This is a genomic window from Paraburkholderia sp. UYCP14C, assembly GCF_004197395.1.
Lineage (GTDB): Bacteria > Pseudomonadota > Gammaproteobacteria > Burkholderiales > Burkholderiaceae > Paraburkholderia.
In genome coordinates this window covers 161,945-188,101 of the sequence record NZ_SELS01000010.1, presented here as the reverse complement: position 1 = coordinate 188,101, position 26,157 = coordinate 161,945, and the positions used below count along the sequence as shown (strand labels likewise).

The window sequence follows — 26,157 nt, the reverse complement described above, 5'->3', positions numbered from 1 at the left end:
AAGGCTTAAAGACGGCGCTTGGCTTCGGCGACGATCTGCGCCGGCGTGATGCCGAAGTGTTCGTACAGCACCTCGGCGGGCCCCGACGCGCCGAACCCCGCCATGCCCACGAAGCCGCCACGGTCGCCGAGATAGCGGTCCCAGCCGAAACGAACCGCCGCCTCGACGCCAATACGCACCGTGTCCACGCCGATCACCGCTTCACGATACGCGCGGGCCTGTGCATCGAACAACTCCCAGCACGGCAGTGAAACGACGGCGGTGGGGATGCCTTCGCGCTGTAGTTGCTCGCGCGCCGCGAGCGCGAGCGCGACCTCCGAACCGGTGGCCAGCAGCGTGACGAGACGCTTGCCGCCCTCTTCCGACGCAAGCACATAACCGCCGCGCGCACACAGGTTCTCCGCGCCGTCACGCGTGCGCACGAGCGGCAGGTTCTGCCGCGCGAACACCATCGTGCTGGGACCGCTGCGGTGCTCGTACGCGAGCGCCCAGCATTCCGCGGCCTCGACCGCATCGGCGGGACGGAACACCCGCATGTTCGGCATCGCGCGCAACGACGCGAGAATCTCGACCGGTTGATGCGTCGGCCCGTTTCTGCCGACGCCGATTGAATCGTGGCTGAACACGAACTTCACGGGCAGTCCCATCAGCGCGGCCATGCGCATCGCCGGCCGTTCGTAGTCGGAAAACGCGAGGTAAGTGACGGCCAGCGGAATCACGCCGCCGTGGGCGGCCATGCCGTTCGCCATCGAGCCCATCACGTGCTCGCGCACGCCGCAATGCACGTAGGCGCCCCCGCGATCTTCGGTGGTGAACGCATGCAGGCTGCGCTTGTGGCTCGTCGGCGCTTCGAGGTCCGCGCAGGCGACCATCCGCTCGGGCAGCTGCGCGAGCCGGTCGTTGATCTCGGCGGAGATCATGATGCCCGCCTCGGCCTCGCCGCGTTCGATGCTTTGCCGTTTGTAGTCTTCGAGTACCCGTTGCCAACCGTCGGGCAAGCGGCCCGCCTGAATGCGCTCGAACTCCGCGCGTGCCTCGGCCGGCAAGGCCGCAAGCCGCTCGTGCCATGCGAGGTATTCGCTTTCGCTGCGTCGCCCCGCCGCGCGCCACGCGTCGAGCACGTCATGCGGAATCTCGAACGGCGCATGCGGCCAGCCAAGCTCATTGCGTGCCGCGTCGGCGTCGGCTTCGAACAGCTTGCCGCTGTGTCCGCCGCGCTGTCCTTGCAGCCGCGCAATGCCGCGCGCGATGACGGTGCGGCACGCGATCATCGAAGGCCGCGGATCGCGCTTCGCTTCGGCGAGCGCCGCGGCGAGCGCATCGAGATCGTGTCCGTCGGCTTCGATCACATGCCATCCGGCGACGCGAAACCGCGCGCTGACGTCTTCGCTGATCGACAGCGACGTGCTGCCGTCGTCGGTGATGCGGTTGTCGTCCCAGCAGAGGATCAGCTTGCCGAGTTGCAGGTGACCCGCCAGCGCGATCATTTCCTGGCCGACGCCTTCCTGCAGACAGCCGTCGCCGACGAACGCATAGGTGTGGTGGTTGACGATGCCGTCGCCGAACTTCGCATTCAGATACGCCTCCGCGACGGCCATGCCCAACGCGTTCGCGATGCCCTGCCCGAGCGGCCCGGTCGTCACTTCGATGCCCGATGCTGTATCGAACTCCGGGTGGCCTTCGCAGCGCGAGCCCATCTGCCGGAACGACCTCAGTTCTTCGATGCCGAAGTTCGCGTAACCGCTCAGATGCAGCAGCGCATACAGCAGCATCGAGCCGTGCCCGTTCGACAGCACGAAGCGGTCGCGGTCGGGCCACTGCGGATCGGCGGGATTGAACTTCAGATGCTGGGTGTAGAGCGCGGTTGCGATTTCCGCCATGCCGAGCGGCACGCCCTGATGGCCTTCGCCGGCGCGCACGATGGCATCGATCGCAAGAAAGCGGATCGCGTTGGCGAGCGGCCGTGTTTCGTGCAACGGCATGAGTTCAGACATGACTTCTCCTTGCCGCGGCGCGCTACGGGCGGCGGCGATGATTTGAGTGAATCGGGGATGCGCCGCGCCGGTCTCACGGCGCGGCGCTTACGTCAATGCAGGAACCCGGTCGAGATCCAGGGCACGGCGGCCACGACGATCAGGCCGACCACGAGCGCCGCCAGATAACCGACGATCGGCTTCATGCCTTCATCGGGATGGATGCGGCTCACGGCGCAAGCCGAGTAGTAGCCCACGCCGAACGGCGGCGCGAACAGCCCGACGCCCATCGCGAGGATCACGACCATCGCGTAGTGCACCTCGTTGATGCCGAGCTGCCGCGCGATCGGGAACATCAGCGGACCGAACAACACGACGGCGGGGATGCCTTCGAGCACGCTGCCGAGCACGACGAACACGACGATCGACGCGGCGAAGAACGTGAAGGCGCCGCCGGGCAAGCCCGCCATCGTCTGCGCGAGCTGGCCGGAGAAGCCCGATTGCGTGAGCGCCCATGCCATGCCCGTCGCCGCGCCGATGATCAGCAGAATCGCGCCGGACAGCGAGGCCGTGTCGATCAGCATCGGCTTGAGCCGCGCCCATTCGAAGCGCCGGTAAATGACGAGACCCGCGAACACCGAATAGACGATGCCGATCGTCGACACTTCGGTCGCCGTCGCGACGCCTTTGACGACCGCGGCGCGAATCACGAACGGCAGCGCGAGCGCCGGCAGCGCAATCACGAGCTTGCGGACGATCTCGCGGCGCGTGGCGCGCCGTACGCCCGACAGGTCGTCGCCGCGATAGCGCCACCAGACGACCGAGCACAACGTGATCGCCAGCACGATAGCGGGCAGCATGCCGCCCGTGAACAGCGCGGAGATCGACACGCCCGTCACCGAGCCGAGCGTGATCAGCACGAGGCTCGGCGGAATGGTCTCGGTCTGCGCGCCGGTGGCCGCGAGCAGCGCGACGAGGTCGCCCGGTCTCGCGCCGCGCGCCTTCATCTCGGGGAACAGTACCGGCGCGATGGCGGCCATATCGGCGGCCTTCGAGCCGGAGATGCCGGACACCAGATACATCGCGCCCACCAGCACATACGACAGGCCGCCGCGCACATGGCCGAGCAGACTCGCGAGAAACGCGATCATCGCGGCCGCCATGCCGGTCATCTCGATCAGCTGGCCGAGGAACACGAACAGCGGCACCGACAGCAGGATCAGATGCGACATGCCTTCGTCCATGCGGCCGACCACCACGCTGAGCGGCGTGCTCGTCGTGAGCGCGAGATAGCCGAACGTCGCGAGTCCGAACGAAAACGCGATCGGCACACCGCAGAGCACGCACAGCGCGACGAGCCCGACGAAGAAGATCAGCAGGTTCGCATTGCCGAGATTCTGCAGCAGCGGACTCACCGCGACGAAACCGCCCGCGATCGCGGCCACCAGCGCGAGCGCGGCGAGCGTCATCTGCCAGTTGGCGGTGCGCACGAGGCGCAGGCAGGCGACCGCCAGCATCAGCGCGCTGCCGACCGGCAGCGCCGCGGCACGCCAGGTGTCCGAGATGCCGAGCGCGGGCGTCGTGATGATGCTCTGATCCTGCGCGAAGTCGACCGCGGGCCCGGCGATCAGTAGCAGAAACGCGAGCGGCGCGGCGATCGCGACGACCTCGAGAAACGCGCGGAACTGCGGCGACGCCTTGCCCACCAGCGCGGTCATGCGCATATGCTCGCCGCGCCGCAACGCGATCACGGCGCCGAGCATCGCGAGCCACACGAACAGCATGGACGCGAGCTCATCGCTCCAGATGAGCGGTTTGTGCAGCAGATAGCGGCTGGTGACCCCTGCCAGCAGCACGAGAATTTCTGCGACCACGAGCAGCGCGGCAGGGATCTCGACGCAGCGCGCGAGCGCGTTGTCGATGGCGGCCACCAGGCGGCGCGGCGACGGATGAGGAAAAGCGGTGCTGTGCATGATGTTCATACCAGTTTTCCGGAGTACTTTTCGAGCAGGCTCCAGCCCTGCTCGCCATACTTGCCTTTCCAGTCGCTGTAGAAGCTCGTCTTGCGCAACGTATCGCGGAACGCCTGACGATCCACCTCGACGACATTGACGCCCTTCGCTTTCAGGTCGTTGCGCAACGAGCCGTTGAGCTTCGCGATGTCGGCGCGTTGCAGCATGCCGGCCGCTTCGAATTCGCGCGTGACGATCGCGCGCATGTCGGCGGGCAGCTTCTCCCAGGCGCGGCGGTTGCCGAGAATCCAGTAGCCGTCCCACACGTGCGAGGTGAGGCTGATCGACTTCTGCACTTCATAGAGCTTGGTCGTCGCGATGATCGGCAGCGGATTCTCCTGGCCTTCGACGACGCCCGTTTGCAGCGCCGAATACAGCTCGTTGAAGTTGATCGGCGACGGACCCGCGTCGAACGCCTGGAACAGCGACGTCAGCATCGGCGCCTGCGGCACGCGGATCTTGAAGCCCTTCAGATCGGCGGGCTGCTTGATCACGCGCGTCGACGAGCTGACCTGCCGGAAGCCGTTGTCCCACACGCGCGATACGGTCACGATGCCGGTCTTCTCGATCTGCGCACGGACGTAGGCGCCGAGGTCGCCGTCCATCGCTTTCCAGACCGTGTCGTAGTCGGGAAACGCGAAGCCCGTGTTGACGATGCCGGCGGCCGGCGCGAGCGTCGCGAGAACCGACGACGCCTGGTTGAAGAACTCCACGCCGCCGCTGCGCACCTGCGACAGCAGGTCGGTATCGGAGCCGAGCTGGTTCGACGGAAAGACCTTGATGTCGAGCTTGCCGCCGGTGGCGGCGCGAATCTTGTCGCAGGCCTGCTGGGCGCGGACGTTGACCGGATGGGTCGGGTCCTGGCCCGTCGCGAGCTTGTACGAGAAGTCGGCGGCCGACGCGCGACGGATCGACAAACCCCACAGCGGCGCCGCGGCGGCGACGCTGGCGCCCGCTTTCAGAAAGGTGCGCCGGTCGATGCCCCGGCCGCTGGTCGAACGATGGCTCATGGTGTGCTCCTCCAAGATGGATACGCAGGTATCGCGTTGTGTGTTGTCTCGCACAGCGCGCTCTGTGGCGCGTTTGCCTGTGCCCGGCGTCTGCGTTGACGCGCGCGGCTGGCCGGACACCGCCGCGCGCCGCGTTCCGGCCGTGCCGGCCTCAGCCGTGAATCAGCATGCCGCCGTTGACGTCGATGACGGCGCCGGTGATGTACGACGAAATCGGCGCGGCGAGAAACAGGAACGCGCCGGCGACGTCGTCGGGCACGCCGAGACGGTTCAGCGGAATGCCCGCGAGAATCTCGCCGCGCTTGTCGTCGGGGATCTTGCCCGCGTTGATGTCGGTCTGGATCAGGCCGGGCGTTACGCAGTTCACGCGAATGCCGTCGGCGCCGAGTTCGCGCGCCATCGCTTTGGCGAGACCGAGAACGCCCGCCTTCGCGGCCGAATAATGCGGGCCGCCGAGAATGCCGCCGCCGCGCTGCGCCGAGACCGACGACATGCAACCGATCGAGCCGCTCTTCTGCTTCTTCATGTACGGCACGACCGCCTGCGACAGATACAGCACGCCGCGCAGGTTCACGTCGAGAATGCGGTCCCAACTCGCGGCATCGATGTCGAGCAGCTTCGCTGCTTGCGTGATGCCGGCGTTGTTGATCAGCACGTCGATCGCGCCGAAGTCGGCGACGACCTGCGCGGCTGCGCTGTCGCAGGCCTCGCGGTCGGTCACGTTGCACGCGTAGCCGCGGTGCTCCGGGCCGATCGACGCCGCGGCATCGCGCGCCGCCGACAGATCGAGATCGAGAATGGCGACCTTGGCACCGTGCTTCGCGAACATCCGCGCCGTGGCCATGCCGATGCCTCGAGGCGAAGCGGCACCGGAAATAACGGCGACCTTGCCGTCGAGAAGACGCGACTCTGACATGATGCTGCTCTCCTTCGTGATAGGAATTGGACTGCGGTTGTGCGGGTAGGCGAGCGGCCTGGTTAGCCGAGCCAGCCCTTGATGGTGTTGCTCATCGCTTCGGTCGAGATGCCGTAGCGGTCGTGAAGCGTGGGCAGCGCGCCGGCGTCGAGGAACTCGTCGGGCAGCGCGATCTGGCGGAACGGCGGTGTAACGCCAGCGCCGAGCAGCGTGCGCGCCACCGCTTCGCCGAGTCCGCCGATCACCGTATGGTTCTCCGCGACGATCACCATGCGGCCCGTGCGCTTTGCTTCGCGCAGGATCGTCGCGGTGTCGAGCGGCTTGATGGTCGGCACGTGCAGCACGGCCACACCGACGTTGTCCGCCTCCAGTGCCTTCGCGACTTCGAGCGAGCGCATCGTCATGATCCCCGACGAGATCAGCAGCACGTCGTTGCCGTCGCGCAGCAGCTTCGCCTTGCCGAGTTCGAAGCGGTAGTCGTATTCGTCGAGCACCGCGGGCACGTTGCCGCGCAACAGGCGTGCGTAGACCGGGCCTTTGTGTGCGGCGATGGCCGGCACCATCTGCTCGATATCGAGCGCGTCACACGGATCGATCACCGTCATGTTCGGCATCGCGCGCATCAGCGCGAGATCTTCCGCTGCCTGGTGGCTCGGGCCGTAGCCGGTCGTCAGGCCCGGCAACGCGCAGACGATCTTCACGTCGAGATTGTCTTCAGCGATCGTTTGATGAATGAAGTCGTACGCGCGGCGCGTTCCGAACACCGCGTAGGTCGTGACGAACGGTTGCGCGCCTTCGTGCGCGAAGCCGGATGCCGCGCCCATCAGCAGCTGCTCGGCCATGCCCATCTGGTAATAGCGCTCCGGAAATTCCTTCGCGAAGATGTGCAGGTCGGTGTACTTGCCGAGGTCGGCCGTCATGCCGATCACGCTGGACTTGTTGCGTGCCAGTTCGACCAGTGCATGACCGAACGGCGCCGAACGCGTGACCTGTCCTTCGGACGCGATCGACGCGATCATCGCCGAGGTCTTCAGGCGCGGCTTCTTTGCAACGGTGCTCATGCTTGTCTCCCGGCTTCGAGCGCTTCGAGCGCGAGTTGCCATTCGTGCGCATCGACGCGAATGAAGTGGTTTTTCTCGCGCGCTTCGAGGAACGGCACGCCGCAGCCCATCTTCGTATCGCAAACGATGATCCGCGGTTGCGGCTTGTCGTGATGGCGCGCGTTGTCGAACGCGCGCTTCACCGCTGCGATGTCGTTGCCGTCCACGCGCTGCGTGTACCAGCCGAATGCTTCGAGCTTGTCGACGAGCGGCTCGAACGCCATGATCTGCGTCGACGGACCGTCGGCCTGCTGGTTGTTCACGTCGACGATCGCGATCAGGTTGTCGAGCTTCCAGTGCGCGGCCGACATCAGGCCTTCCCAGACCGCGCCTTCGTCGAGCTCGCCGTCGGAGAACAGCGTGTAGACGAAGGAATCCGAAGCTTTACGCTTCAGACCAAGACAACGGCCGACGGCGATCGTCAGCCCCTGGCCGAGCGAGCCGCCCGACATTTCCATGCCCGGCGTGTAGCTCGCCATGCCGGACATCGGCAGGCGGCTGTCGTCGCTGCCGTAGGTTTCGAGTTCGTCGGCGGGCAGGATGCCGGCTTCGAACAGCGCCGCGTACAAGGCAATCGCGTAATGGCCATTCGACAGCAGGAAGCGGTCGCGGCCTTCCCATTCGGGATCTTCGGCGCGGTAACGCATCGCGCCGAAGTAAGCGACGGCCAGCACGTCGGCGATGTCGAGCGCCTGGCCGATATAGCCCTGGCCCTGTACTTCGCCCATCAGCAACGCGTTGCGGCGGATGCGGTGGGCGTGTTCCGCGAGTTGGGCGGTGTGCCCGGCTTCGCTCGTATTCACGCGTGTCTCCTTGCAGGATGAATTGACCTGGTCGCAGCCTCGGGTAATCCCTCGGTTTGATTGCACTGCGAATGGATACAGCGTATCGACTTGAATAGATTCGCTCAAACGAATTAAAGTGAGCTATTGCTGAACTCAATTCATGTGAATGCTGCCATGCACCATCGCGTCACACTCAAGTCCATTCAGGCTTTCGAGGCCTCCGCGCGGCTTTCGTCGTTCGCTCTCGCAGCAGAAGAACTGTTCGTCACGCCCTCGGCGGTCAGTCATCAGGTCAAGCTGCTCGAGGACCAATTGGGCGTGCGGCTCTTCCATCGCGTGCATCGCGCGGTGGTGCTCACGGACATGGGGCGTCAATACGCTGAGGAAATCGGCGCGGCGTTCGCGCGCATCGACAAGGCGACGCGCGACATCGGCCGCGTCGCGAAGAGCGACATCCTGACCGTGCACGCCACGCCAAGCATCGCGACCCAATGGCTGATGCCGCGGCTCGCGCGCTTCAGCGCGCTGCATCCGGATATCGACGTGCGGCTCAATGCGTCATCGGCGGCGGTGGACCTGATCAAGGAGTCGGTCGATATCGACATCCGCTATGGCGCGCGGCGCTTGCAGCCGCCCGGCACGATGGTGCTCGACCTGCCGCTCGAAACCATCGTGCCGCTGTGCTCTCCAGGACTGGCGAACGGCGAGCATCCGATCCGCACGGTTGCGGACCTGCGGCACCACACGCTGATTCATAGCGAGGGGTGTCTCGTCGGCTGGCGCGACTGGATGCGGCTGCATCGCAAGGTGGTGCTCGACATCACGCGCGGGCCGCGTTTCGACCGCTCGTTCATGGCGATCAGCGCGGCTGCGGACGGTATGGGCGTGTGTCTGGAGAGCCTGCTGCTCGCGCAGCGCGAACTGGAAACCGGGACGCTGGTCGCGCCGTTGGGTCTCGATGGATTGAAGATAAACGGCTACACGCTGAACCTGCTCAAATCGCGCGCGGATCTGCCGAAGCTGAAGAGCTTTCAGGATTGGCTATTTGAGGAACTCGGGGCGGGCTGAACCTTCGCTTGAGTCCTTCGAGCGAAGGTCCGGGCCGCCCCGCTACTTCCTCGCCGCCGGATCGACGCTCAGCGTGCCCGCCGCCGATGCGCACCGTGCCCTTCGAAACGTCGCCGGCGTGGCGCGCCACGCGGTTCAAACGGCCATTCCGGCGCGTTTCACGCCGCCTGGAACGTGCCGGTACGGCGGGCGGCAACGCAGGCGCGCACAAGCCTGCGCGTCAGCCGACCCCGAGCCATTCACGCATCACATCGTCGCGCGACAGAAACGACGCCAACGCGCCGTCGAACACGATCTCGCCGTGCCCCATTACTGCGACTCGAGTCGCGATGTCCTGCGCGATCACGAGCCGCTGCTCGATCAGCAATATCGCGACGCCACGCTCGCGCAGCGTGTGCAGACAGCCAGCGACCTGCCGCATCACGAGACTCGCGAGCCCTTCGCCGGGTTCGTCGATCAGCAGCAGATCGGGGTCGCCGAGCAGCGCCCGCGCAAGTGCGAGCATCTGTTGCTCGCCGCCCGACAGCGCGCCGGCGCGCGTGCGCTTGCGCTCGGCCAGCACAGGGAATAGCGCGTAGGCATCGTCGAGCGTGAAGCGCGGCGCGCGGCCGCGCGCGCGCGATGCGGCACCCGGCGCGATGCCGAGCAGCAGGTTTTCATGGACACTCAGCGCGGCGAATACATCGCGATGCTCGGCCACATAGCCGAGCCCGAGCCGCGCGATCTCGAACGTGCGCAGACCGGCGAGCGAGCGCCCCGCGAAACGCAGCTCGCCCTCGCAGCGCACGAGGCCCATGATCGCGCGTGCGAGCGTCGAGCGGCCCGAGCCGTTGCGGCCGACCAGCGCGAGCACTTCGCCGGGCTCGACGCTCAGCGTGACGCCGTGCAGCGCCTGGCTCGCGCCGTACCACGCGTTCAGGTCGCGAATCTCGAGCAACGCACTCATCGCCGTGCCCCGTTGCACGGTCCATCACCAGCCCGTGCGCCCGGGCCGATCTCGAAGCCCTCGCCCAGATACGCGGCCCGCACCGCCGCGTCCGCGCGAATCGCCCCCGGCGACCCGCTCGCGATGATGCGCCCCTGCACCAGCACCGAAATCCGATCGGCGATCGCGAACACCGCATCCATGTCGTGCTCGACCATCAGCAGCGTGCGGCCCGCGGTGGTATTGCGGATCAGTTCGATCGCGCGGGCCGCTTCCGCGCGATTCATGCCCGCGGTCGGCTCGTCGAGCAGCAGCGTGTGCGCGCCGCCCGCGAGCGCGATGCCGAGGTCGAGCGCGCGCTGCTCCGCGTAGCTGAGCGTGCCGGCCGCGACGTCGCGGCGCGCGCCGAGGCCGACCGCGTCGAGCACCTTGGCGGCGCGCGCATCGACCGTGGCCGTGCCGGTCAAGCGCTGCCACCAGCGTGTGCGATCGCGCTCGGCAAGCTGCGCCGCGCAGCGCAAGTTGTCGAACACGGACAGCCGCGTGAACACGCTGGTGCTCTGAAAGCTGCGCGCGAGGCCGCGGCGCGCGATCGCGGCCGGTGCGAGCCGCGTGATGTCCGCGCCGAACAGATGGATGCGCCCGGCGCTCGGCCGCGTGCCGCCCCCGATCAGGTTGAACAGCGTCGACTTGCCCGCGCCGTTTGGGCCAATCAGCGCGTGGCGCTCGCCGGGCTCGATGGCGAGATCGACACCGCGCAGTATTTGCGTCGAGCCGAAGCGTTTTTCGATGCCGTAGAGCGCGAGTGCGGGGATCATCGTGTGGCTCCGGGGGATCGTGTTGCGCGTGCGCGTGCGCGTGCGTGGGCGTCGGCGGCGACGCGTGCATGCGCGCGCAACGCGCCGCGGGTGGACAGCGCGATCAGGACTGCGAGCGCAAGGAGCGCAAGCGCGAGATGCAATGGCGAGGCGGCGAGTGCAGACAGCGGGGACGCGCCAGAGACATCCGCAGCCGCACCGGCACGGGCACCGGCACCTGCGCCAAAGATCACTCCGAACGCCGAGCCTTCATCCGCGCCGAACTGCGCCGCATAGGCCCACTGCACCGCGAGCACGATCCCCGCGAGCCACAGCAACCCCGCCGCCGCGCTCCACAAATACGCGGCGCGGCAACGTCGCCAGCCATTGGCCGCAATTCGCGCCGTCTGCCGGGAGGCAAAGCCCGCGAGCCCATCCGGCGCGGCCATCACGACCACGACGAAAAACAGCCCGAGATAGAACAGCCACGCCCGCGTGACAGTCGCGACCACCACGCTGAAAAACGTCAGCACGATCGCCCCCGCGACCGGCCCGAAGAACGCCGCCGTGCCGCCGATCACGGTCGCGATCAACACCGCGCCCGAGCGCATCATGCCGACGCTCTCGGTCGACACGAGTTCGATATTGATCAGCCCGAGTGTCCCCGCGATGCCCGCGAAAAACGCCGACAGCACGACCACGCCATAGCGAACCCGGCGCGGATAGCAGCCGATCGCCGCGGCGCGCGCCGGGTTGTCGCGCACTGCATTCGCGAGCCGCATGAACGGCGTGCGCGACAACGCGAACATCGCGACACTCGCGCCGACGCACCACAGCGCGATCAGCACGTAGGCCTCGCGCGCCGGCCCAAAGCTCCAGCCGCCGAGGGGCGGCCCGCTCGCGCGATCGATCGCGACGCCGGCCTCGCCGCCGAACCAGCCCGGCAGCGTCCACGCGGCCGCGACGACGAGCTCGCCGAGACCGAGCGTGATCATCGCGAATGCGGTGCCGGCACGGCGCGTCGCGATGAAGCCGAACAGTACGCCGGCTAGCGCGCCGCCGATACCGCCGACCAACGGCAGCAGCACGAGCGGCACGCCGCCCGCGTTGAACACGCGTGCGGCGATCAACGCGCCGAGCCCCGCATAGGCGGCGTGCCCGAACGACAGCAGCCCGGTCTCGCCGAGCAGCAGGTTGTACGACAGCGCGAACACGATCATCGTCGCGCTTTGCGCGAGATACGCGAGCATCCAGCTGTGTGGCCAGATGAAAGGCGGCACGGCCAGAAAGGCGACGAGCGCGAGCCACGGCGCGAGCGCGCGCACGCGCGGGGTCGATGGCGGAGCGGGCGGCGTGGGCGCCGCAGGATCAACCGACGCGCGCCGCGGGAACCCGGCTCGCGCGGACGACCCCGCCCCACCCAACGACGCGACCTGCCCGGACCGTGCGCGCCGCTTACGCATGATCGTCACGCCGTCCGAACAGCCCGCGCGGCTTCAGTGCCAGCACCGCGACGAGCAGCAGGTACGGCAGCAGCGGCGCGAGTTGCGCGAGCGTCAGCGCGTCCCATTCGGGCGGCAGCACCGCGCCGGCGAGCGACACCACGTCGCCGAGCGACAGATCGCTCGCGACCGCGAGCGTCTGCACGCATCCCACCAGCAGCGACGCGACGAGCGCACCGCTCAGCGACCCGAGCCCGCCGATCACGACCACGACGAACACGATCGAGCCGAGCGACTCCGCCATCGCCGGCTCGATCACGAACAGCGGCGCGCCGATCACGCCGGCCAGCGCGGCGAGCGCGGTGCCGGCCGCGAACACGCCGGTGAACACGCGCGGCACGTTGTGGCCGAGCGCTTCGACGGCCTGCGCATGGGTGAGCGCGGCGCGCACGATCAAGCCCGTCTTCGACACACGCAGCACCGCGACGAGCGCGGCGAGCATCGCGAGCGACACCGCCATCATGAACGCGCGATAGCGCGTGAAGACCGCCCCGTACAGCGAGAACAGCGGGCCGTCGAGCACCGCCGGAATCCTCGCCGACAGCGGACTGAGCCCCCAGCCGAGCTTGACGAGCTCACCGAGCAGATACGCGGCGCCGAACGTCAGCAGCAGTTCGGGCAGATGACCGTGCCCGCGCACGCGCCGCAGCAGCCAGCGTTCGAGCGCCGCGCCTAGCAGACCGACGACGAGCGGCGCGACCACCAGCGCGCTCCAGAAACCGGCGTGCGCCGCCACCGAAAAGCCGACGTACGCGCCGAGCATGTAGAAGCTCGCGTGCGCGAAGTTGAGCACGCCGAGCATGCTGAAAATCAGCGTCAGCCCGGCCGACAGCATGAACAGCAACAGCCCGTAGCTCAGGCCGTTGAGCAGAGTGATGATGAACGACTGCACGCGTCTAGTCCGCCGGGCCGGCGACGCACAACGGTTCGAGCGCCGCGCGCAGTTCGGCGGGCAGATTCACCGGACGGCGCGTCGCGCGATCCACGTAGACGTGCACGAAATGTCCCTGCGCGGCGGGCACGGCGTCGCCGTCGCGGAACAGCCCGACCTCGTAGCGCACGCTCGACGTGCCGAGCCGCGTGACGCGCAGGCCTGCTTCGATAAGATCGGGAAACACCAGCGGCGCGAAGTAGTTGCACTGCGTCTCGACGACCAGCCCAATCGTCGCGCCGTGCTCGACATCGAGCACGCCCGCGCGGATCAGATACTCGTTCACGACGGTGTCGAAATAGCTGTAGTAGACGACGTTGTTCACGTGGCCGTAGACGTCGTTGTCCATCCAGCGCGTGGTGATCGGCAGGAAATGCGGATACGCGGCGCGGCCGGCGGGGGCGGGTTTGTTCATCGGGCGAGGCGGTGGGTGGATGCGAGGTGGCTCGGTTGCGGTTTCAGGGGCCGGGCGGCCCCTTTTTGTTAGCGCGCTTCAGTGCTGGCGACCCCGTCACAACGACTCGGTCAGCATGCGGCGATAGTCGTCGGCGCTCGCCTCGCGCGGATTCGTGCGATGGCAATGGTCGAGCAGCGCGCCCTGCACGACCTTGTCGAACATGCTTTCGTCGACGCCCATCTGCCCGAGGCCGGTCGGCAAACCGAGCCGCGCCGTCATGTCGAACAGCGCCTGCGCGAGTTCGGTATGCTCGGGCACTCCCATCACGCGACGCATGCGCGCATAGCGACGCTCGGCCACCACGCTCGGCGCGCGCTCGTTGAAGCGCAGCACCGCGGGCAGCACGACCGCGTTCAGCGTGCCGTGATGCAGCGAGGTGCGGCCGTTCACCTTCAGGCCGCCCAACGGATGCGACAGCGAGTGCACACAGCCGAGACCCTTCTGGAACGCCATCGCGCCCTGCATCGACGCGCTCATCATGTTCAGGCGCGCCTCGCGATCCTGGCCGTCCGCGCACGCGCGCTCGATGCTATGCCACGCGCGTTCGAGGCCGTCGAGCGCGATGCCGTCGGCGGGCGGATTGAAGGCCGGCGCGAGGAAGGTCTCGATGCAATGCGCGATTGCGTCCATGCCGGTCGCGGCGGTCAGTCCCGGCGGCAGGCCGAGCGTGAGGCCCGGATCGCACAGCGCCGATTTCGGCAGCAGACTCCACGAATGAAAGCCGAGCTTGCGGCCGTCGTTCAGGATCACGATCGCGCCGCGCGCGACTTCGCTGCCGGTGCCGGCCGTGGTCGGAATCGCGATCAGCGGCGCGACGGCGTCGGTGATCTTCGCGCTGCCGCCTTCGATCGTCGCGTACTGCGTGAGCGGCCCCGGATGCGTGGCCGCGATCGCGACGCCTTTCGCGAGATCGATCGACGACCCGCCGCCCACCGCGATCAGCCCGTCGCAGCCCTCGTCGCGATACAGCTGGGCGGCCGCGAGCACCATTGCCTCGGTCGGATTCGACGGCGTGTCGTCGAACAGCGGCACCTCGCCGAGCTTCAGCGCGTCGAGCGCCTGTTGCGCGATGCCGGCCGCGACGACGCCCTTGTCGCTGATCACCAGAGGCCGCTTGATGCCGATGCGCGCGCACTCGGACGACAGTTGCGACAGTGCGTCGTAGCCCAGATGAATATGGGTCAGGTAGTAGATGTAGGCCATGCCGTTGCTTCTCCCTGAGCGTGCGCTCATTGACCGCTGCTTGTCGTGGATGATCGGTTCGGTGACGCGCCGATGGGTGGGCTGTGTCGGGTGGTGCCGGGTGCGCTGGGGGCTGTCTCTATGTTGTCTGGATCATCCGCGTTGTCTGTGTGCTGGCCAATGTTGCGGCTCGATCGGCGCAGTGCTTCACTGCCCCGGCCGCTCGACGAACTCGAACGGCAGACCGCGCCGCCGCATCCATTCGCCGAGCGCCTGTCCCGTGCCCGCGCGCCACGGCCGCAGCTTCGCGGGCTCGACGAGCCGGTATTCGAGCAGTTCGGGCGACAGCGCGATCGTCCCGTGCGCCTTCACGTGATACGCGACGATCAGCTCGTTCTTGCGGATGAATTCGTACACGCCGATCAGCTCGACCGACTCCGTGTGCAGCGACGTCTCCTCCATCACTTCGCGCGCGATGCCCTGCTCCGGCGTCTCGCCGTTTTCGAGGAAGCCGGTGATCAGCGCGAACATGCCCTCCTGCCATGCGGCATTGCGCGCGAGCAGAATCTTGCCCTCGTACTCGACGATCGCGGCGACGACCGGCAGCGGATTGTTCCAATGGACATAGCCGCACGCGGTATCGGGACAGCTCTGACGGACGCGGCCGCCCTCGTGGTCGGGGTCGACGCGCTCGGTCAGGGGCTTCGCGCAGCGGGGACAGAATCGGTACTCGGTCATGGCGGGGGACGTCTCTTTGATCTCGTGTTTTTGACGGGTTGGAGTTCGCGTGCGGCTGGATGAAGTGGTTCGGTGACGCTATGCGCGCGCGGCGTTGGTGGTCGCCCGGATTCCAACGACCTCCCGCACGTCTTCCATCACGCGACGCACAGTTCGCGCACGTCGGCGGCGAAACGCTCGACCGTCTCGGGCTGGGTGTCCCACGCGCACATCAGCCGGCAACCGCCCGCGCCGATGAACTCGTAGAACTTCCAGCCGCGCGCGCGCATCGCCTTCGCGGCGGGCGGCGGCAACTGCGCGAATACCGCGTTCGATTCGCTCGGAAACATGATGCTCACGCCCGGGATTTCCTGCAACCGCGTCTCCAGCAAACGCGCCATCGCGTTCGCGTGACGCGCATTGCGCAACCACACGTCGTTGTCGAGCAGACCGAGCCATGGCGCGGAGATGAAGCGCATTTTCGACGCGAGCTGTCCGGCCTGCTTCAGCCGATAGGCGAAATCGTCGGCGAGCGCGCGGTCGAAGAACACCACCGCCTCGCCGACCGGCAAGCCGTTCTTGGTGCCGCCGAAGCACAGCACATCGACGCCCGCGCGCCACGTGATTTCCGACGGATGCACGTCGAGCGCGGCGACCGCGTTCGCGAAGCGCGCGCCGTCCATGTGCACCTTCAGATGACGGCGCTTCGCGATCGCCGCGATCGCGCGCACTTCCTCGACGCTGTAGACGGTGCCGACCTCGGTCGACTGCGTCAGCGTGACGACCTTCGGCTTCGGATAGTGGATATCGGCGCGCCGTGTGACGATGGCTTCGATCGCATCGGGCGTGAGCTTGCCGCCGATGCCGGGCGCCGTCAGCAGCTTCGAGCCGCCTGAAAAGAACTCGGGGCCGCCGCATTCGTCGGTCTCGATATGCGCGAGTTCGTGGCAGATCACCGAGTGGTACGACTGGCACAGCGACGCGAGCGCGAGCGAATTGGCCGCGGTGCCGTTGAACACGAAGAACACTTCGCAATCGGTCTGGAACAGGTCGCGCAGACGGTCGCACACCTGGTTGGTCCACGAGTCGTCGCCGTAGGCCGGCTCGTGGCCGCTGTTGTTGGCGGCGATCAGCGCGTCGAGCGCTTCGGGACAGATGCCGGCGTAGTTATCGGACGCGAAATGTTGCATGGTCGAGCGACGCGCCCGGCAACGGGCGCATGGGAATGACGGGAAGCGGTCATTTTAGTGCGCTCGTGCGAGATTTGTTTTTGAGTCTTTTTTTGGGTCTTAGCTGCAACCGCAATCCGGCATGCGGCCACGGCGCGGGGCGCGCGTCACGCGCGTCACCGCGATCAGTCCCGCCGCCCCCGCCAGCAGCGCGCCCGCGGCGAGCCACAGCGCCGGCGAAAACGACCCCGTGTGCGCGGCAATCGGCGCGGCCACCAGCGGACCGGCGATCTGACCGATGCCATAGGCCGCCGTCGCATACCCCATCAGCCCGGCCGCGTCGTCGCCGCGCAGACGCCGCGCCTCGCGCATCGCGAATAGCGTGATCGCGGTAAACGGCAGGCCGATCAGGATGCTGCCGAGCGAAAACCCGCCCGCCGTCGGCCACACGATGCCCAACGCGATGCCGAGCGCCTGCAGCACATACGAGCCCGCGAGCAGCGCGCGGTTGTCCCAATGCACGGGCAAACGCGCGGCGAGCAACGCGCCGACGATCAGCGCCGCGCCGAACATCGGCCAGAACAGGTCCGGCCACGCCGAGCCCGGCAATGCGTGGCGCGCGATGACCGGCAGAAAGGTCGCGGTGATGATGTAGCCGAAGCCCGGGATACTGTAGAGCAGGACCAGCCAGAATGCGTCGGCGCGGTGGAGGGCATGGCTCGTCTGACTGCCGGCCGCAAGGGGCGGCTGTTTTGCGCCGGCGCGCGATCCGGAGGCGGGTGTTGCGGCGGGTTTTGCCGTTGTGGAGCTTGCAACGGCCTGCTTCGCTGTACCCGCATGCCGCGCATCCCCGAACACCGGCCACACCAGCACCGACAGCCCCGCGCCGATCACCGCAAAGCCGATCCATCCGGCCACCGCGCCATAGCCGCCCGCGACGCTGACCAGCAAACCGGTTCCGACGATCCCCACGCCCGGCCCCGTATAGATGACCCCGCTCCACGCATGCGCGCCGAGTTCGGCGAGCCGCCGCAAACCCCACTGCGACGCGAACACGAAGGTCCATGCGCTGACCGCGCCGGCGACGAAGCGCACCAGCGCCCACACCCAGAACTGGCCGGTGACGCCCATCGCGAGTGTCAGGAGCACCGTTGCGACGAGTCCGACGCGCACCATGCGCGCGGGGTCGGCGCGCAGCGCCGCGCAGGTCATCGCGCCGGCGAAATAGCCGGCGTAGTTGAACGACGCGAGCCAGCCGCCGTGCTGGATATCAATCTGCGGCTGGCCGAGCGCGGCGCCGTGCAGCATCAGCGGCAGCAGCGGCGTAAACGCGAAGCGCCCGATGCCGAGCGCGACGGCCAGCGTCACCATGCAGGCGAGCGCCGCGCGCCGGGCGGCGTGAGGTTCATGAAAGCGTGGGGACGCGTGGGAAGCAAGGTCGTTCATGATCGGACGGTCAAACGGCGATGGTATGAAACCATGTTAGCTTGACCTTTCAATCACGAAAAATGAATAATTAGAATGTCCATCATCGCTGGGAGAGAATCATGGATCTGGCCGCTCTGACCATTTTTCGCGCCGTCGTGCGCGAAAACGGCGTGACGCGCGCCGCCGCGAAGCTCAATCGCGTGCAATCGAACGTGACCACGCGCATCAAGCAACTCGAGGAGCAGCTCGGCACCGAGCTGTTCATCCGCGACGGCCGCCGGCTCGTGCTGACGCCGGCCGGCGAGACGCTGCTGCCCTACGCGGAACGGCTGCTCGCGCTCGCCGACGAGGCGCGGCACGCGGTGCGCGAGGATCGTCCGAGCGGGCGTCTGCGTTTGGGCGCGATGGAAAGCGTGGCGGCGACGCGTCTGCCGGGGCTGCTCGCGCAATATCACCAGCAATGGCCGGCCGTCGAGCTGGAGCTGGAAATCGGCACAACCGGCAAGCTGATCGAGCGGGTCCGCGAGTTCGAGGTCGATGCCGCACTGGTCGCCACGCCGCTCGATCCCGCTTCGCTCGGTGAGCTGTTCGAGACCGTGCCGGTGTTTCGCGAGGAACTGGTGATGCTGACGCCGCGAGGACATCGGCCGATTCGCGAAGTGCGCGACATCGCGCTATCGACACTGATCGCGTTCGAGCGGGGCTGCGCTTACCGCGCGTATATCGAGAAGTGGTATCTGGAGCATGGCGTACGCCCGGCGCGCGTGCTGGAGCTCGGCTCGTATCACGCGATCGTCGCATGCGTGGCGGCCGGCGCGGGCGTCGCGGTCGCGCCGCGCTCGGTGCTCGATCTGCAGGGCGACACGAGCAATATCGCGGTTCACGAGTTGCCCGAGATCGGCGTGCTCGACACGCTGCTAGTGTGGCGACGCGGGCATTTTTCGTCGGCGCTCAATGCGCTGCGGCGCACGCTGGTGGCGTCGCAGGAAGGGACAGACGGTACGGTCGACGCAGATTTGCCGGCAGCGGGTGCGGCGGTGTCGGTAAAGGCGAACGTCGTCTGATCGTTGAAGCCGGGCCGGCGATCGGGCTCGACGCGACCCGATCGGCTTCCGCAAAAACGAAGGGGCCACGCAACGCGCCAATCCTGCTGGCGCGCCGCGTGGCCCCTTTGTCGAACCCAGCTCGACTTTTGGTCAAGCCGGACTCAACGGAACATCACAATCAAAGCTGCCCTTCGACCCAGCCCTTGACGCCCGCGAGCGCCGCCGGCAGGTTGGCCGGCTCGGTACCGCCAGCCTGCGCCATGTCCGGACGGCCACCGCCCTTGCCGCCCACCTGCTGGGCCACGAAGTTGACCAGTTCGCCCGCCTTGACCTTCTTGCTGGCGTCGGCGGTCACACCGGCGATGAGGCTGACCTTGCCGCCTTCGACCGACGCGAGCACGATCGCCGCGCTCTTCAGCTTGTCCTTCAACTTGTCGACCGTTTCGCGCAGCGTCTTCACGTCCGCGCCTTCGAGTGTCGCCGCGAGCACGTGCACGCCGCCGACTTCGATCGCCTGGCCCGCGAGTTCGTCGCCCTGGCTCGACGCCATCTTCGACTTCAGTGCGCTCAGTTCCTTCTCGAGCGCCTTCACCTGGTCCTGCACCTGGCCGATGCGCTGCGTGAGTTCCGCCGGTTGCGCCTTCAGCACGGCCGCGGCCGCGTTGACGCGCGCTTCGAGCTCCTGCACGTAGCGCACCGCGTTGTCGCCCGTAATCGCTTCGACGCGACGGATACCCGCCGCAACGCCGCCTTCCATCACGATCTTGAAGAAACCGATGTCACCCGAGCGATTCACGTGCGTACCGCCACACAGCTCGCGCGAGAAGCCGAGGTCGAGCACGCGCACTTCGTCGCCGTACTTTTCGCCGAACAACGCCATTGCGCCGCCCTTCACCGCATCGTCGTACGACATCACGCGCACGATACCGGGTGCATTCGCGAGCACTTCGGCGTTGACGATCGCCTCGACCTGGCGGATCTGTTCGTCCGTCATCGGCGCGTTGTGCGCGAAGTCGAAGCGGGTCTTGTCAGCGTCGACGAGCGAGCCCTTCTGCTGCACGTGCGAACCGAGCACTTCGCGCAGCGCCTTGTGCATCAGGTGCGTGGCCGAGTGGTTGCGCGCCGTGCGGGCGCGGCGCACCGCGTCGATTTCCGCCTTCACGACGTCGCCGACCTTCAGCGTGCCCTGCTCGATCGTGCCGTGATGGCCGACCACGTCGGCCTGCACCTTCAGCGTATCGGCGACCGCAAAGCGCGTGCTGGCGTTCGCGAGCACGCCCTGGTCGCCGACCTGGCCGCCCGACTCCGCGTAGAACGGCGTGTGATCGAGCACGACGACCGCCTGCTGGCCGGCCTGCGCCTGCTGCACCGATGCGCCATCGACGTACAGCGCGATGACCTTCGCGTCGTCGAAGACGATTTCTTCGTAGCCGTGGAACGTGGTCTTCGCGCCCGAGTATTCGAGGCCCTGCGCCATCTTGAACTTGCCCGCCGCGCGCGCCTGCTCGCGCTGACGCGCCATCGCGTCGTCGAACGCGGCTTCGTCGACCGTCACTTCGCGCTCGCGGCAAACGTCCGCGGTCAGGTCGAGCGGGAAGCCGTAGGTGTCGTGCAGCTTGAACGCGAGTTCGCCGTCGAGGGTCTTGCCACCCTTCGCGTCGAGATCGGCCAATGCGGCTTCGAGAATCGACATGCCGTGCTCGATCGTCTCGAAGAAGCGCTCTTCTTCCTGACGCAGCACGTCGGTCACGCGCTGTTCGGCCTGCGCCAGTTCCGGATAGGCTTCGCCCATCTGCGCGACGAGGTCGGCCACGAGGCGATGGAAGAACGAACCCTTCTTGCCAAGCTTGTAGCCGTGGCGGATCGCGCGGCGCACGATACGGCGCAGCACGTAGCCGCGGCCTTCGTTGCCCGGAATCACGCCGTCGACGATCAGGAACGAGCACGCGCGGATGTGATCGGCGATCACCTTCAGCGAGTTGTTGCCGAGATCGGTCACGCCGGTTTCGCGGCCGGCGGCTTGAATCAGCGCCTGGAACAGGTCGATCTCGTAGTTGCTGTGCACGTGCTGCAGCACCGCCGCGATACGCTCGAGGCCCATGCCGGTGTCCACGCATTGCTTGGGCAGCGGCGTCATGTTGCCCTGCGCGTCGCGGCTGAACTGCATGAACACGAGGTTCCAGATCTCGATGTAGCGGTCGCCGTCTTCCTCGGGCGATCCCGGCGGGCCGCCCCACACTTCAGGACCATGGTCGTAGAAGATTTCGGAGCACGGGCCGCACGGGCCGACGTCAGCCATCTGCCAGAAGTTGTCCGACGCGTAGCGCGCGCCCTTGTTGTCGCCGATGCGGATGATGCGCTCGACCGGCACGCCTACTTCCTTCGCCCAGATGTCGTGCGCTTCGTCGTCTTCCTGGTAGACGGTGACCCAGAGCTTTTCCTTCGGCAGCTGGTAGACCCCGGTCAGCAGTTCCCACGCGTAGTGGATCGCATCGCGCTTGAAGTAGTCGCCGAACGAGAAATTGCCGAGCATCTCGAAGAACGTGTGGTGACGCGCGGTGTAGCCGACGTTCTCGAGGTCGTTGTGCTTGCCGCCGGCACGCACGCTGCGCTGCGCGGTCGTGGCGCGCGCATACGGACGCGATTCCGCGCCGAGGAACACATCTTTGAACTGCACCATCCCCGAATTGGTGAAGAGCAGAGTCGGGTCGTTGCCGGGCACGAGGCTCGACGAACGGACGATCGTATGGCCCTTCGATTCGAAGAACTTGAGGAATTTCTCGCGGATTTCAGCGGCTTTCATAGCGTGCGGGGGACGGGTCCTGACGGTTCCTGACGGAGACTGGCGGCCGGTGGGAGGCGCCAACTGTCTGTTTCTTTAAACGACTGATTATACGGGATCGGCAAGCGCGCGCGGCACTGCGCGCAGCCGTGCTGGCCATCCGGCCAGCACGGCATGCGCCCGATGCGACAGCCGCGTGTCCCCGCGTCCGAAAGGCGCTATGACGTTCGGCTGACTGCGCCCTCGAACGGGAATCGCTTAAGATGACTTCCAGCAAACTTCGCGCGAAACAACGCATGGCAGCTCGCGCGGCCTGCAACCATCAGGAGACATTGAAGAATATGGGCGCTCTCAGTCACATCCGAGTGCTGGATCTCACCCGCGTGCTCGCCGGTCCGTGGTGCGCACAGACGCTCGCCGATTTCGGCGCCGACGTCATCAAGATCGAACGCCCCGAGGTCGGCGACGACACGCGCCACTGGGGGCCTCCGTATCTGAAAACGCCGGACGGCGCGGACACGCGCGAAGCCGCCTACTATCTCGCGGCGAACCGCAACAAGCGCTCGGTCACGCTCGACATCGCATCGCCCGAGGGCCAGCGGATCGTGCGCGAACTGGCCGCGCAAAGCGACGTCGTGCTCGAGAACTACAAAGTCGGCCAGTTGAAGAAGTACGGCCTCGACTACGAATCGCTCAAAGCGGTGAAGCCCGACCTGATCTACTGCTCGGTCACGGGCTTCGGGCAGACCGGACCGTATGCGCAGCGCGCCGGCTACGACTTCATCGTGCAGGGTATCGGCGGCTTCATGAGCATTACCGGCGAGCGCGACGGCCAGCCGGGGGGCGGTCCGCAGAAGGCCGGCGTCGCGATCGCCGATTTGATGACCGGCATGTACTCGACGATCGCCGTGCTGACCGCGCTCACGCACCGCGACCGCACGGGCGAAGGCCAATACATCGACATGGCGCTGCTAGACGTGCAGGTCGCGATGCTCGCCAACATGAACTCGAACTACCTCGCGAGCGGCCAGCCGCCGGTGCGCTGGGGCAATGCGCACCCGAACATCGTGCCCTACCAGACCTTCCAGACGAGCGACGGCTGGATCATCGTCGCGGTCGGCAACGACGGGCAGTTCCGCAAGTTCGTCGAGGCGGGCGGCCGCCCGGAGCTCGCCGACGACGACCGTTTCGCGACCAACCCCGCGCGCGTGCGCAACCGCGAACTGCTGGTGCCGATGCTCGCGGAGATGGTGCGTCTGCAGGGAAAGCAGCAATGGATCGCGGCGCTCGAAGCGGCCGGCGTGCCTTGCGGGCCGATCAACAACCTCGACGAAGTGTTCGACAACGAGCAGGTGGTCGCGCGCGGTCTGCAGGTGGAACTGCCGCATCCGTCAGGCGGCACGGTCAAGCTCGTGCGCAATCCGATCAACATGACCGGCACGCCGCCGCAGGCGCTGAGCCATCCGCCGCTGCTCGGCGAGCATACCGAGCGCGTGCTGAGCGACGTGCTCGGATACGACGCGCGGACGATTGCGGAGTTGAAGAGGAAGGCGGTGATCTGATCGGTGCGGCGGCTAGAGCAACTGAGGCGGCTGGCGCAGGCTGAGACGTAAGCTCGGCGTGCGCGATGCGCAAGATGCTTCAGCGCCCCGCCGCTAGCGAAGCCAGCCAGCCCCGCCCCTCGTCCCAATCGCCGAGGCCGCTGTCGGCATTGATGTGGCCGCGCGCGCCGATCCCGATCCAGCGGCTGCCCCACGCGTCTGCGCAGGTTTGCGAGAACGGCACGCCGCCATACGGATCGTCGCGGCTCGCCACGACGATCGTCGCAAACGGCAGGCGGGTGAGCGGCACCGGCGCAAAGCCGGTCGCGTCTTGCGGGAAAAGCGCTTCGGCCGGATCGGGCAAGGCGACCAGCAGAGCGCCGGCCACCTTCGCGAGCTGCGCCGCGCTCGCGTACTGCGAGGCCCAGAACGCCGTGGTCAGACAGCCGAGACTGTGAGCCGCGAACAACACCGGCGCATCCGCAGCGTCAACGGCGGCGGCGAGCGTGCGGCACCAGGCGTCGCGCGAAGGGTGGTCCCAGTCCGGCATCCGCACGCGAACGAACGCGGGATCGAGCGCTTCCCAGCGCGTTTGCCAGTGGCCAGGACCGGAGCCAAGATAGCCCGGCAGTACGAGTGTGGTTGGTTGTTGTTCGTTCATCGTGCTTCCCCGTGTTCGGCTTATCGACCGCTCGCGCGATAGCGCGGCGGGCCGTCTACCGTATCACGCGTGCCACGCCGCCACCACGGGGATCGCTCTCGGGCTCGGGTGTCGTGCCGTCCACGCGGATCATCTGCACGTCGCCGTTGAACGACTGCTGCTCGACCGTGTAGCCGAGCGCCTTCAGCTGCGCGGCGAGCTCATCCGGCGCGGGATGGTATGGCTCGAAGTAGATCGTCTTTTGCGGCAGCAACTGATGATGGAAACGCATCGCGGCGAGCGCGTCCGTCGGCGGCATGTCGAAGTCGTACAGATTCGTCATGACCTGGAAGATCGTCGTCAGGATCCGCGAGCCGCCCGGCGTGCCGATCGCGAGTGCGATCTTGCCGTCCTTCAGCAGCAGTGTGGGCGTCATCGACGCAATTGGGCGGCGGCCCGGCGCGATCGTGTTCGGCTCGGCATCAGGGGCGCCTGGTGTCGAGGCCGCGCCCGACGCGCCCGTCGCGCCGGCGCTGGCCGGCCTGGTCACGAAATCGTCCATCGCATCGTTCAGCAGAAACCCGCCGCCGTCCACCACCACGCCTGAGCCGAAATCGCCGTTCAGTGTGTAGGTGTTCGATACCGCGTTGCCCCACTTGTCGACCACCGAGAAATGCGTGGTTTGCGCCTTCTCCGCCGATGCGGCGCTGTCGACAGCGGGCTTCACCTGCTCCGTGACCGGCGCTTCGGCGGCTTTGACTTCGGCTGCGCGCTGCGCGAGGTAGGCGTCGCCGATCAGCTTCGCGACCGGCACCGGCGCCGCGTCCGGGTCGCCGATATGGCTCTGCCGGTCCGCGAACACCCGATCCTCGATCTGCGCGATCAGATGGATGTACGGCGCCGAATTTAGCGCGAGACCGTCGAACGCCGGCTGCAGATCGGCCCTCATCTTCAGCATCTGGATCAACCCGATGCCGCCCGAGCCCGGCGGCGGCGCAGTGATCACGCGGTAGCCATGCCAGTCGGCGACGAGCGGCTCGCGCCACAGCGCCTTGTACTGGCTCAGATCCTGGCTGGTGATCAGGCCGTGGCCGTACATCTGCGCGGCGATCATCTGGGCGGTGCGGCCCTCGTAGAACTCGCGGCCGCCGTCGCTCGCGATCCGCCCGAGCGTCTGCGCGAGTTCCGGCTGGCGCAGCGTCGCGCCCGCCTTCAGGCTCGAGAAATACGCGTCGAAATTGGTCTTGCCGGCGAAACTCTTCGCGGCCGCGTCGCGCCGCTGCTGCAGCCGCGCATCGGCCTGGAAGCCATCGGTCGCGTAATGGATCGCGGGTGCCAGCACCTGCTTCCATTTGAGCTTGCCGAAGCGCCGCTGCGCTTCCCACATGCCATCGACGGTGCCCGGCACGGCCACCGCGCGATGACCAATCGTGCTCATGCCCGGCACCACGTTGCCTTTGTCGTCGAGGTACATGTCGCGGGTCGCCCGCTGCGGCGCGCGCTCGCGATAGTCGAGAAAATACGGCTTGCCGTCGACCAATAGCGTCATGAAACCGCCGCCGCCGAGGTTGCCAGCATCGGGCCGTGTAACGGCGAGCGTGAAGGCCATCGCGACCGCGGCATCGACCGCGTTGCCGCCTGCGGCGAAGATCTGCTGCGCAGTGTCGGCGCTGTAGCGATCCGGCGCGGCGACTGCCGACGCATCGAGCGCCGGCTTCGGCGCGGGCGTTTTCGCGGCGGCGGACAGCGGCGCGGCCACGCTCACCGCGAGCGCGGCAAACCAGGCCGAAGCCAGCACGCGACGGGTACGGCAGGAACAACGGGCATTAGCCGAAGCGCAGGCGAAAGGCGCGCGGAACGCGCCGTGCGTCGGGACGGACATCCGTGAAAACTCCGGCAACGAGGCGAGCATGACGCACGAGCAACAGAGCCTCGTGCAAGAAGATGAAGGACGGCGTGGGCGGCTCGGGCAGGCCCGCCCGCGCGAAGGCCCAGCGCAGGCGCGTGGGACTCGCGCAGCAGCGCATCCTAAGTCGCTGCGTCGCGCGTCGCCAACCCGTTTTACCTCCTGTTACAGCCCCGCGCGCCTGCTCGTCCGACGCCGGCATCCGCGCCCAAACCCGCCCCGCCGTTGGCTGCGCGCCGCAAGCGCCTGCCGCGAACCGCCTCGTCAGGT

The 26,157-nt window shown here is 67.3% G+C and carries 21 protein-coding genes; 3 read left to right on the top strand and 18 right to left on the bottom strand.

What is annotated here, in order from left to right; translation table 11 throughout:
- Window positions 1-5 precede the first annotated feature (5 nt).
- The 6 genes from tkt to EVC45_RS12345 form a co-directional block, all read right to left on the bottom strand.
- Window positions 6-1,982 carry a transketolase gene (tkt, locus tag EVC45_RS12370; protein WP_129958283.1) on the bottom strand — a complete coding sequence of 659 codons (1,977 nt, stop codon included), beginning with the start codon at window positions 1,980-1,982 and terminating at the stop codon, window positions 6-8.
- Window positions 1,983-2,086: 104 nt separating this feature from the next.
- Window positions 2,087-3,946: a TRAP transporter large permease subunit gene (locus tag EVC45_RS12365; RefSeq protein ID WP_373683016.1), complete on the bottom strand. Its 1,860-nt coding sequence runs from the start codon at window positions 3,944-3,946 to the stop codon at window positions 2,087-2,089.
- Between the two features lie 5 nt (window positions 3,947-3,951).
- A complete protein-coding gene (locus tag EVC45_RS12360; protein WP_129958257.1) occupies window positions 3,952-4,995 on the bottom strand; it encodes a TRAP transporter substrate-binding protein in 1,044 nt (347 codons plus the stop codon).
- A 151-nt stretch (window positions 4,996-5,146) separates the two neighbouring features.
- Window positions 5,147-5,911, bottom strand: coding sequence for an SDR family NAD(P)-dependent oxidoreductase (locus tag EVC45_RS12355; protein WP_129958256.1), 765 nt, complete (start codon window positions 5,909-5,911; stop codon window positions 5,147-5,149).
- 62 nt (window positions 5,912-5,973) lie between these two features.
- Window positions 5,974-6,972, bottom strand: a complete 999-nt coding sequence (locus EVC45_RS12350) for a transketolase family protein (RefSeq protein ID WP_129958255.1) — start codon at window positions 6,970-6,972, stop codon at window positions 5,974-5,976.
- Window positions 6,969-7,814 (bottom strand): transketolase, encoded by an 846-nt coding sequence (locus tag EVC45_RS12345; RefSeq protein ID WP_129958254.1) that lies wholly within the window; start codon window positions 7,812-7,814, stop codon window positions 6,969-6,971. The genes EVC45_RS12350 and EVC45_RS12345 overlap by 4 nt, the downstream gene beginning before the upstream one ends.
- A gap of 156 nt (window positions 7,815-7,970) precedes the next feature.
- Between EVC45_RS12345 and gcvA the strand changes: the two genes are divergently transcribed.
- A complete protein-coding gene (gene gcvA / locus EVC45_RS12340; RefSeq protein ID WP_211193412.1) occupies window positions 7,971-8,864 on the top strand; it encodes a transcriptional regulator GcvA in 894 nt (297 codons plus the stop codon).
- A gap of 220 nt (window positions 8,865-9,084) precedes the next feature.
- Here the strand turns inward: gcvA and EVC45_RS12335 are convergent, their stop codons facing one another.
- From EVC45_RS12335 to EVC45_RS12295, 9 genes are all read right to left on the bottom strand, one after another.
- Window positions 9,085-9,810 (bottom strand): ABC transporter ATP-binding protein, encoded by a 726-nt coding sequence (locus tag EVC45_RS12335; protein ID WP_129958252.1) that lies wholly within the window; start codon window positions 9,808-9,810, stop codon window positions 9,085-9,087.
- The gene (locus EVC45_RS12330; protein WP_129958251.1) at window positions 9,807-10,607 is read right to left on the bottom strand and encodes an ABC transporter ATP-binding protein; all 801 of its coding nucleotides are present in this window, start codon (window positions 10,605-10,607) and stop codon (window positions 9,807-9,809) included. Before EVC45_RS12330 ends, EVC45_RS12335 begins: the two co-directional genes overlap by 4 nt.
- Entirely contained in the window at window positions 10,604-12,049 is a 1,446-nt protein-coding gene (locus tag EVC45_RS12325; RefSeq protein WP_248295099.1) for a branched-chain amino acid ABC transporter permease, read from the bottom strand. Before EVC45_RS12325 ends, EVC45_RS12330 begins: the two co-directional genes overlap by 4 nt.
- The gene (locus tag EVC45_RS12320) at window positions 12,042-12,980 is read right to left on the bottom strand and encodes a branched-chain amino acid ABC transporter permease (RefSeq protein ID WP_129958250.1); all 939 of its coding nucleotides are present in this window, start codon (window positions 12,978-12,980) and stop codon (window positions 12,042-12,044) included. Before EVC45_RS12320 ends, EVC45_RS12325 begins: the two co-directional genes overlap by 8 nt.
- 4 nt (window positions 12,981-12,984) lie before the next feature.
- A complete protein-coding gene (locus EVC45_RS12315; RefSeq protein ID WP_129958249.1) occupies window positions 12,985-13,434 on the bottom strand; it encodes a thioesterase family protein in 450 nt (149 codons plus the stop codon).
- A 96-nt stretch (window positions 13,435-13,530) separates the two neighbouring features.
- Window positions 13,531-14,679, bottom strand: coding sequence for an iron-containing alcohol dehydrogenase (locus EVC45_RS12310; RefSeq protein WP_129958281.1), 1,149 nt, complete (start codon window positions 14,677-14,679; stop codon window positions 13,531-13,533).
- Between the two features lie 186 nt (window positions 14,680-14,865).
- Window positions 14,866-15,396 (bottom strand): NUDIX domain-containing protein, encoded by a 531-nt coding sequence (locus tag EVC45_RS12305; protein WP_129958248.1) that lies wholly within the window; start codon window positions 15,394-15,396, stop codon window positions 14,866-14,868.
- Between the two features lie 137 nt (window positions 15,397-15,533).
- Window positions 15,534-16,565 carry a low specificity L-threonine aldolase gene (locus tag EVC45_RS12300; protein ID WP_129958247.1) on the bottom strand — a complete coding sequence of 344 codons (1,032 nt, stop codon included), beginning with the start codon at window positions 16,563-16,565 and terminating at the stop codon, window positions 15,534-15,536.
- Between the two features lie 99 nt (window positions 16,566-16,664).
- Window positions 16,665-17,990, bottom strand: a complete 1,326-nt coding sequence (locus EVC45_RS12295; protein ID WP_129958246.1) for a YbfB/YjiJ family MFS transporter — start codon at window positions 17,988-17,990, stop codon at window positions 16,665-16,667.
- A 101-nt stretch (window positions 17,991-18,091) separates the two neighbouring features.
- Here EVC45_RS12295 and EVC45_RS12290 point away from each other — a divergent pair, with 101 nt between their 5' ends.
- Entirely contained in the window at window positions 18,092-19,036 is a 945-nt protein-coding gene (locus tag EVC45_RS12290) for a LysR family transcriptional regulator (RefSeq protein WP_248295098.1), read from the top strand.
- A 160-nt stretch (window positions 19,037-19,196) separates the two neighbouring features.
- Here EVC45_RS12290 and alaS read toward each other — a convergent pair whose 3' ends face one another.
- A complete protein-coding gene (gene alaS, locus EVC45_RS12285) occupies window positions 19,197-21,821 on the bottom strand; it encodes an alanine--tRNA ligase (protein WP_129958245.1) in 2,625 nt (874 codons plus the stop codon).
- 320 nt (window positions 21,822-22,141) lie between these two features.
- Between alaS and EVC45_RS12280 the strand changes: the two genes are divergently transcribed.
- Window positions 22,142-23,362, top strand: coding sequence for a CaiB/BaiF CoA-transferase family protein (locus EVC45_RS12280; RefSeq protein ID WP_129958244.1), 1,221 nt, complete (start codon window positions 22,142-22,144; stop codon window positions 23,360-23,362).
- A gap of 79 nt (window positions 23,363-23,441) precedes the next feature.
- Here EVC45_RS12280 and EVC45_RS12275 read toward each other — a convergent pair whose 3' ends face one another.
- Together EVC45_RS12275 and ggt are read right to left on the bottom strand one after the other, a co-directional pair.
- Window positions 23,442-24,002, bottom strand: coding sequence for an alpha/beta hydrolase (locus EVC45_RS12275; protein ID WP_129958243.1), 561 nt, complete (start codon window positions 24,000-24,002; stop codon window positions 23,442-23,444).
- Between the two features lie 55 nt (window positions 24,003-24,057).
- Window positions 24,058-25,863, bottom strand: a complete 1,806-nt coding sequence (gene ggt / locus EVC45_RS12270; RefSeq protein WP_129958242.1) for a gamma-glutamyltransferase — start codon at window positions 25,861-25,863, stop codon at window positions 24,058-24,060.
- Window positions 25,864-26,157 lie beyond the last annotated feature (294 nt).

What these genes read in the sequence shown, in the direction of transcription:
- tkt (WP_129958283.1), bottom strand. Translation starts at nt 1,982, where the DNA reads ATGCCGTTGCACGAAACACGGCCGCTCGCCAACGCGATCCGCTTTCTT.
- EVC45_RS12365 (WP_373683016.1), bottom strand. Translation starts at nt 3,946, where the DNA reads ATGCACAGCACCGCTTTTCCTCATCCGTCGCCGCGCCGCCTGGTGGCC.
- EVC45_RS12360 (WP_129958257.1), bottom strand. Translation starts at nt 4,995, where the DNA reads ATGAGCCATCGTTCGACCAGCGGCCGGGGCATCGACCGGCGCACCTTT.
- EVC45_RS12355 (WP_129958256.1), bottom strand. Translation starts at nt 5,911, where the DNA reads ATGTCAGAGTCGCGTCTTCTCGACGGCAAGGTCGCCGTTATTTCCGGT.
- EVC45_RS12350 (WP_129958255.1), bottom strand. Translation starts at nt 6,972, where the DNA reads ATGAGCACCGTTGCAAAGAAGCCGCGCCTGAAGACCTCGGCGATGATC.
- gcvA (WP_211193412.1), top strand. Translation starts at nt 7,971, where the DNA reads ATGCACCATCGCGTCACACTCAAGTCCATTCAGGCTTTCGAGGCCTCC.
- EVC45_RS12335 (WP_129958252.1), bottom strand. Translation starts at nt 9,810, where the DNA reads ATGAGTGCGTTGCTCGAGATTCGCGACCTGAACGCGTGGTACGGCGCG.
- EVC45_RS12330 (WP_129958251.1), bottom strand. Translation starts at nt 10,607, where the DNA reads ATGATCCCCGCACTCGCGCTCTACGGCATCGAAAAACGCTTCGGCTCG.
- EVC45_RS12325 (WP_248295099.1), bottom strand. Translation starts at nt 12,049, where the DNA reads ATGCGTAAGCGGCGCGCACGGTCCGGGCAGGTCGCGTCGTTGGGTGGG.
- EVC45_RS12315 (WP_129958249.1), bottom strand. Translation starts at nt 13,434, where the DNA reads ATGAACAAACCCGCCCCCGCCGGCCGCGCCGCGTATCCGCATTTCCTG.
- EVC45_RS12310 (WP_129958281.1), bottom strand. Translation starts at nt 14,679, where the DNA reads ATGGCCTACATCTACTACCTGACCCATATTCATCTGGGCTACGACGCA.
- EVC45_RS12305 (WP_129958248.1), bottom strand. Translation starts at nt 15,396, where the DNA reads ATGACCGAGTACCGATTCTGTCCCCGCTGCGCGAAGCCCCTGACCGAG.
- EVC45_RS12300 (WP_129958247.1), bottom strand. Translation starts at nt 16,565, where the DNA reads ATGCAACATTTCGCGTCCGATAACTACGCCGGCATCTGTCCCGAAGCG.
- EVC45_RS12295 (WP_129958246.1), bottom strand. Translation starts at nt 17,990, where the DNA reads ATGAACGACCTTGCTTCCCACGCGTCCCCACGCTTTCATGAACCTCAC.
- EVC45_RS12290 (WP_248295098.1), top strand. Translation starts at nt 18,092, where the DNA reads ATGGATCTGGCCGCTCTGACCATTTTTCGCGCCGTCGTGCGCGAAAAC.
- alaS (WP_129958245.1), bottom strand. Translation starts at nt 21,821, where the DNA reads ATGAAAGCCGCTGAAATCCGCGAGAAATTCCTCAAGTTCTTCGAATCG.
- EVC45_RS12280 (WP_129958244.1), top strand. Translation starts at nt 22,142, where the DNA reads ATGGGCGCTCTCAGTCACATCCGAGTGCTGGATCTCACCCGCGTGCTC.
- EVC45_RS12275 (WP_129958243.1), bottom strand. Translation starts at nt 24,002, where the DNA reads ATGAACGAACAACAACCAACCACACTCGTACTGCCGGGCTATCTTGGC.
- ggt (WP_129958242.1), bottom strand. Translation starts at nt 25,863, where the DNA reads ATGTCCGTCCCGACGCACGGCGCGTTCCGCGCGCCTTTCGCCTGCGCT.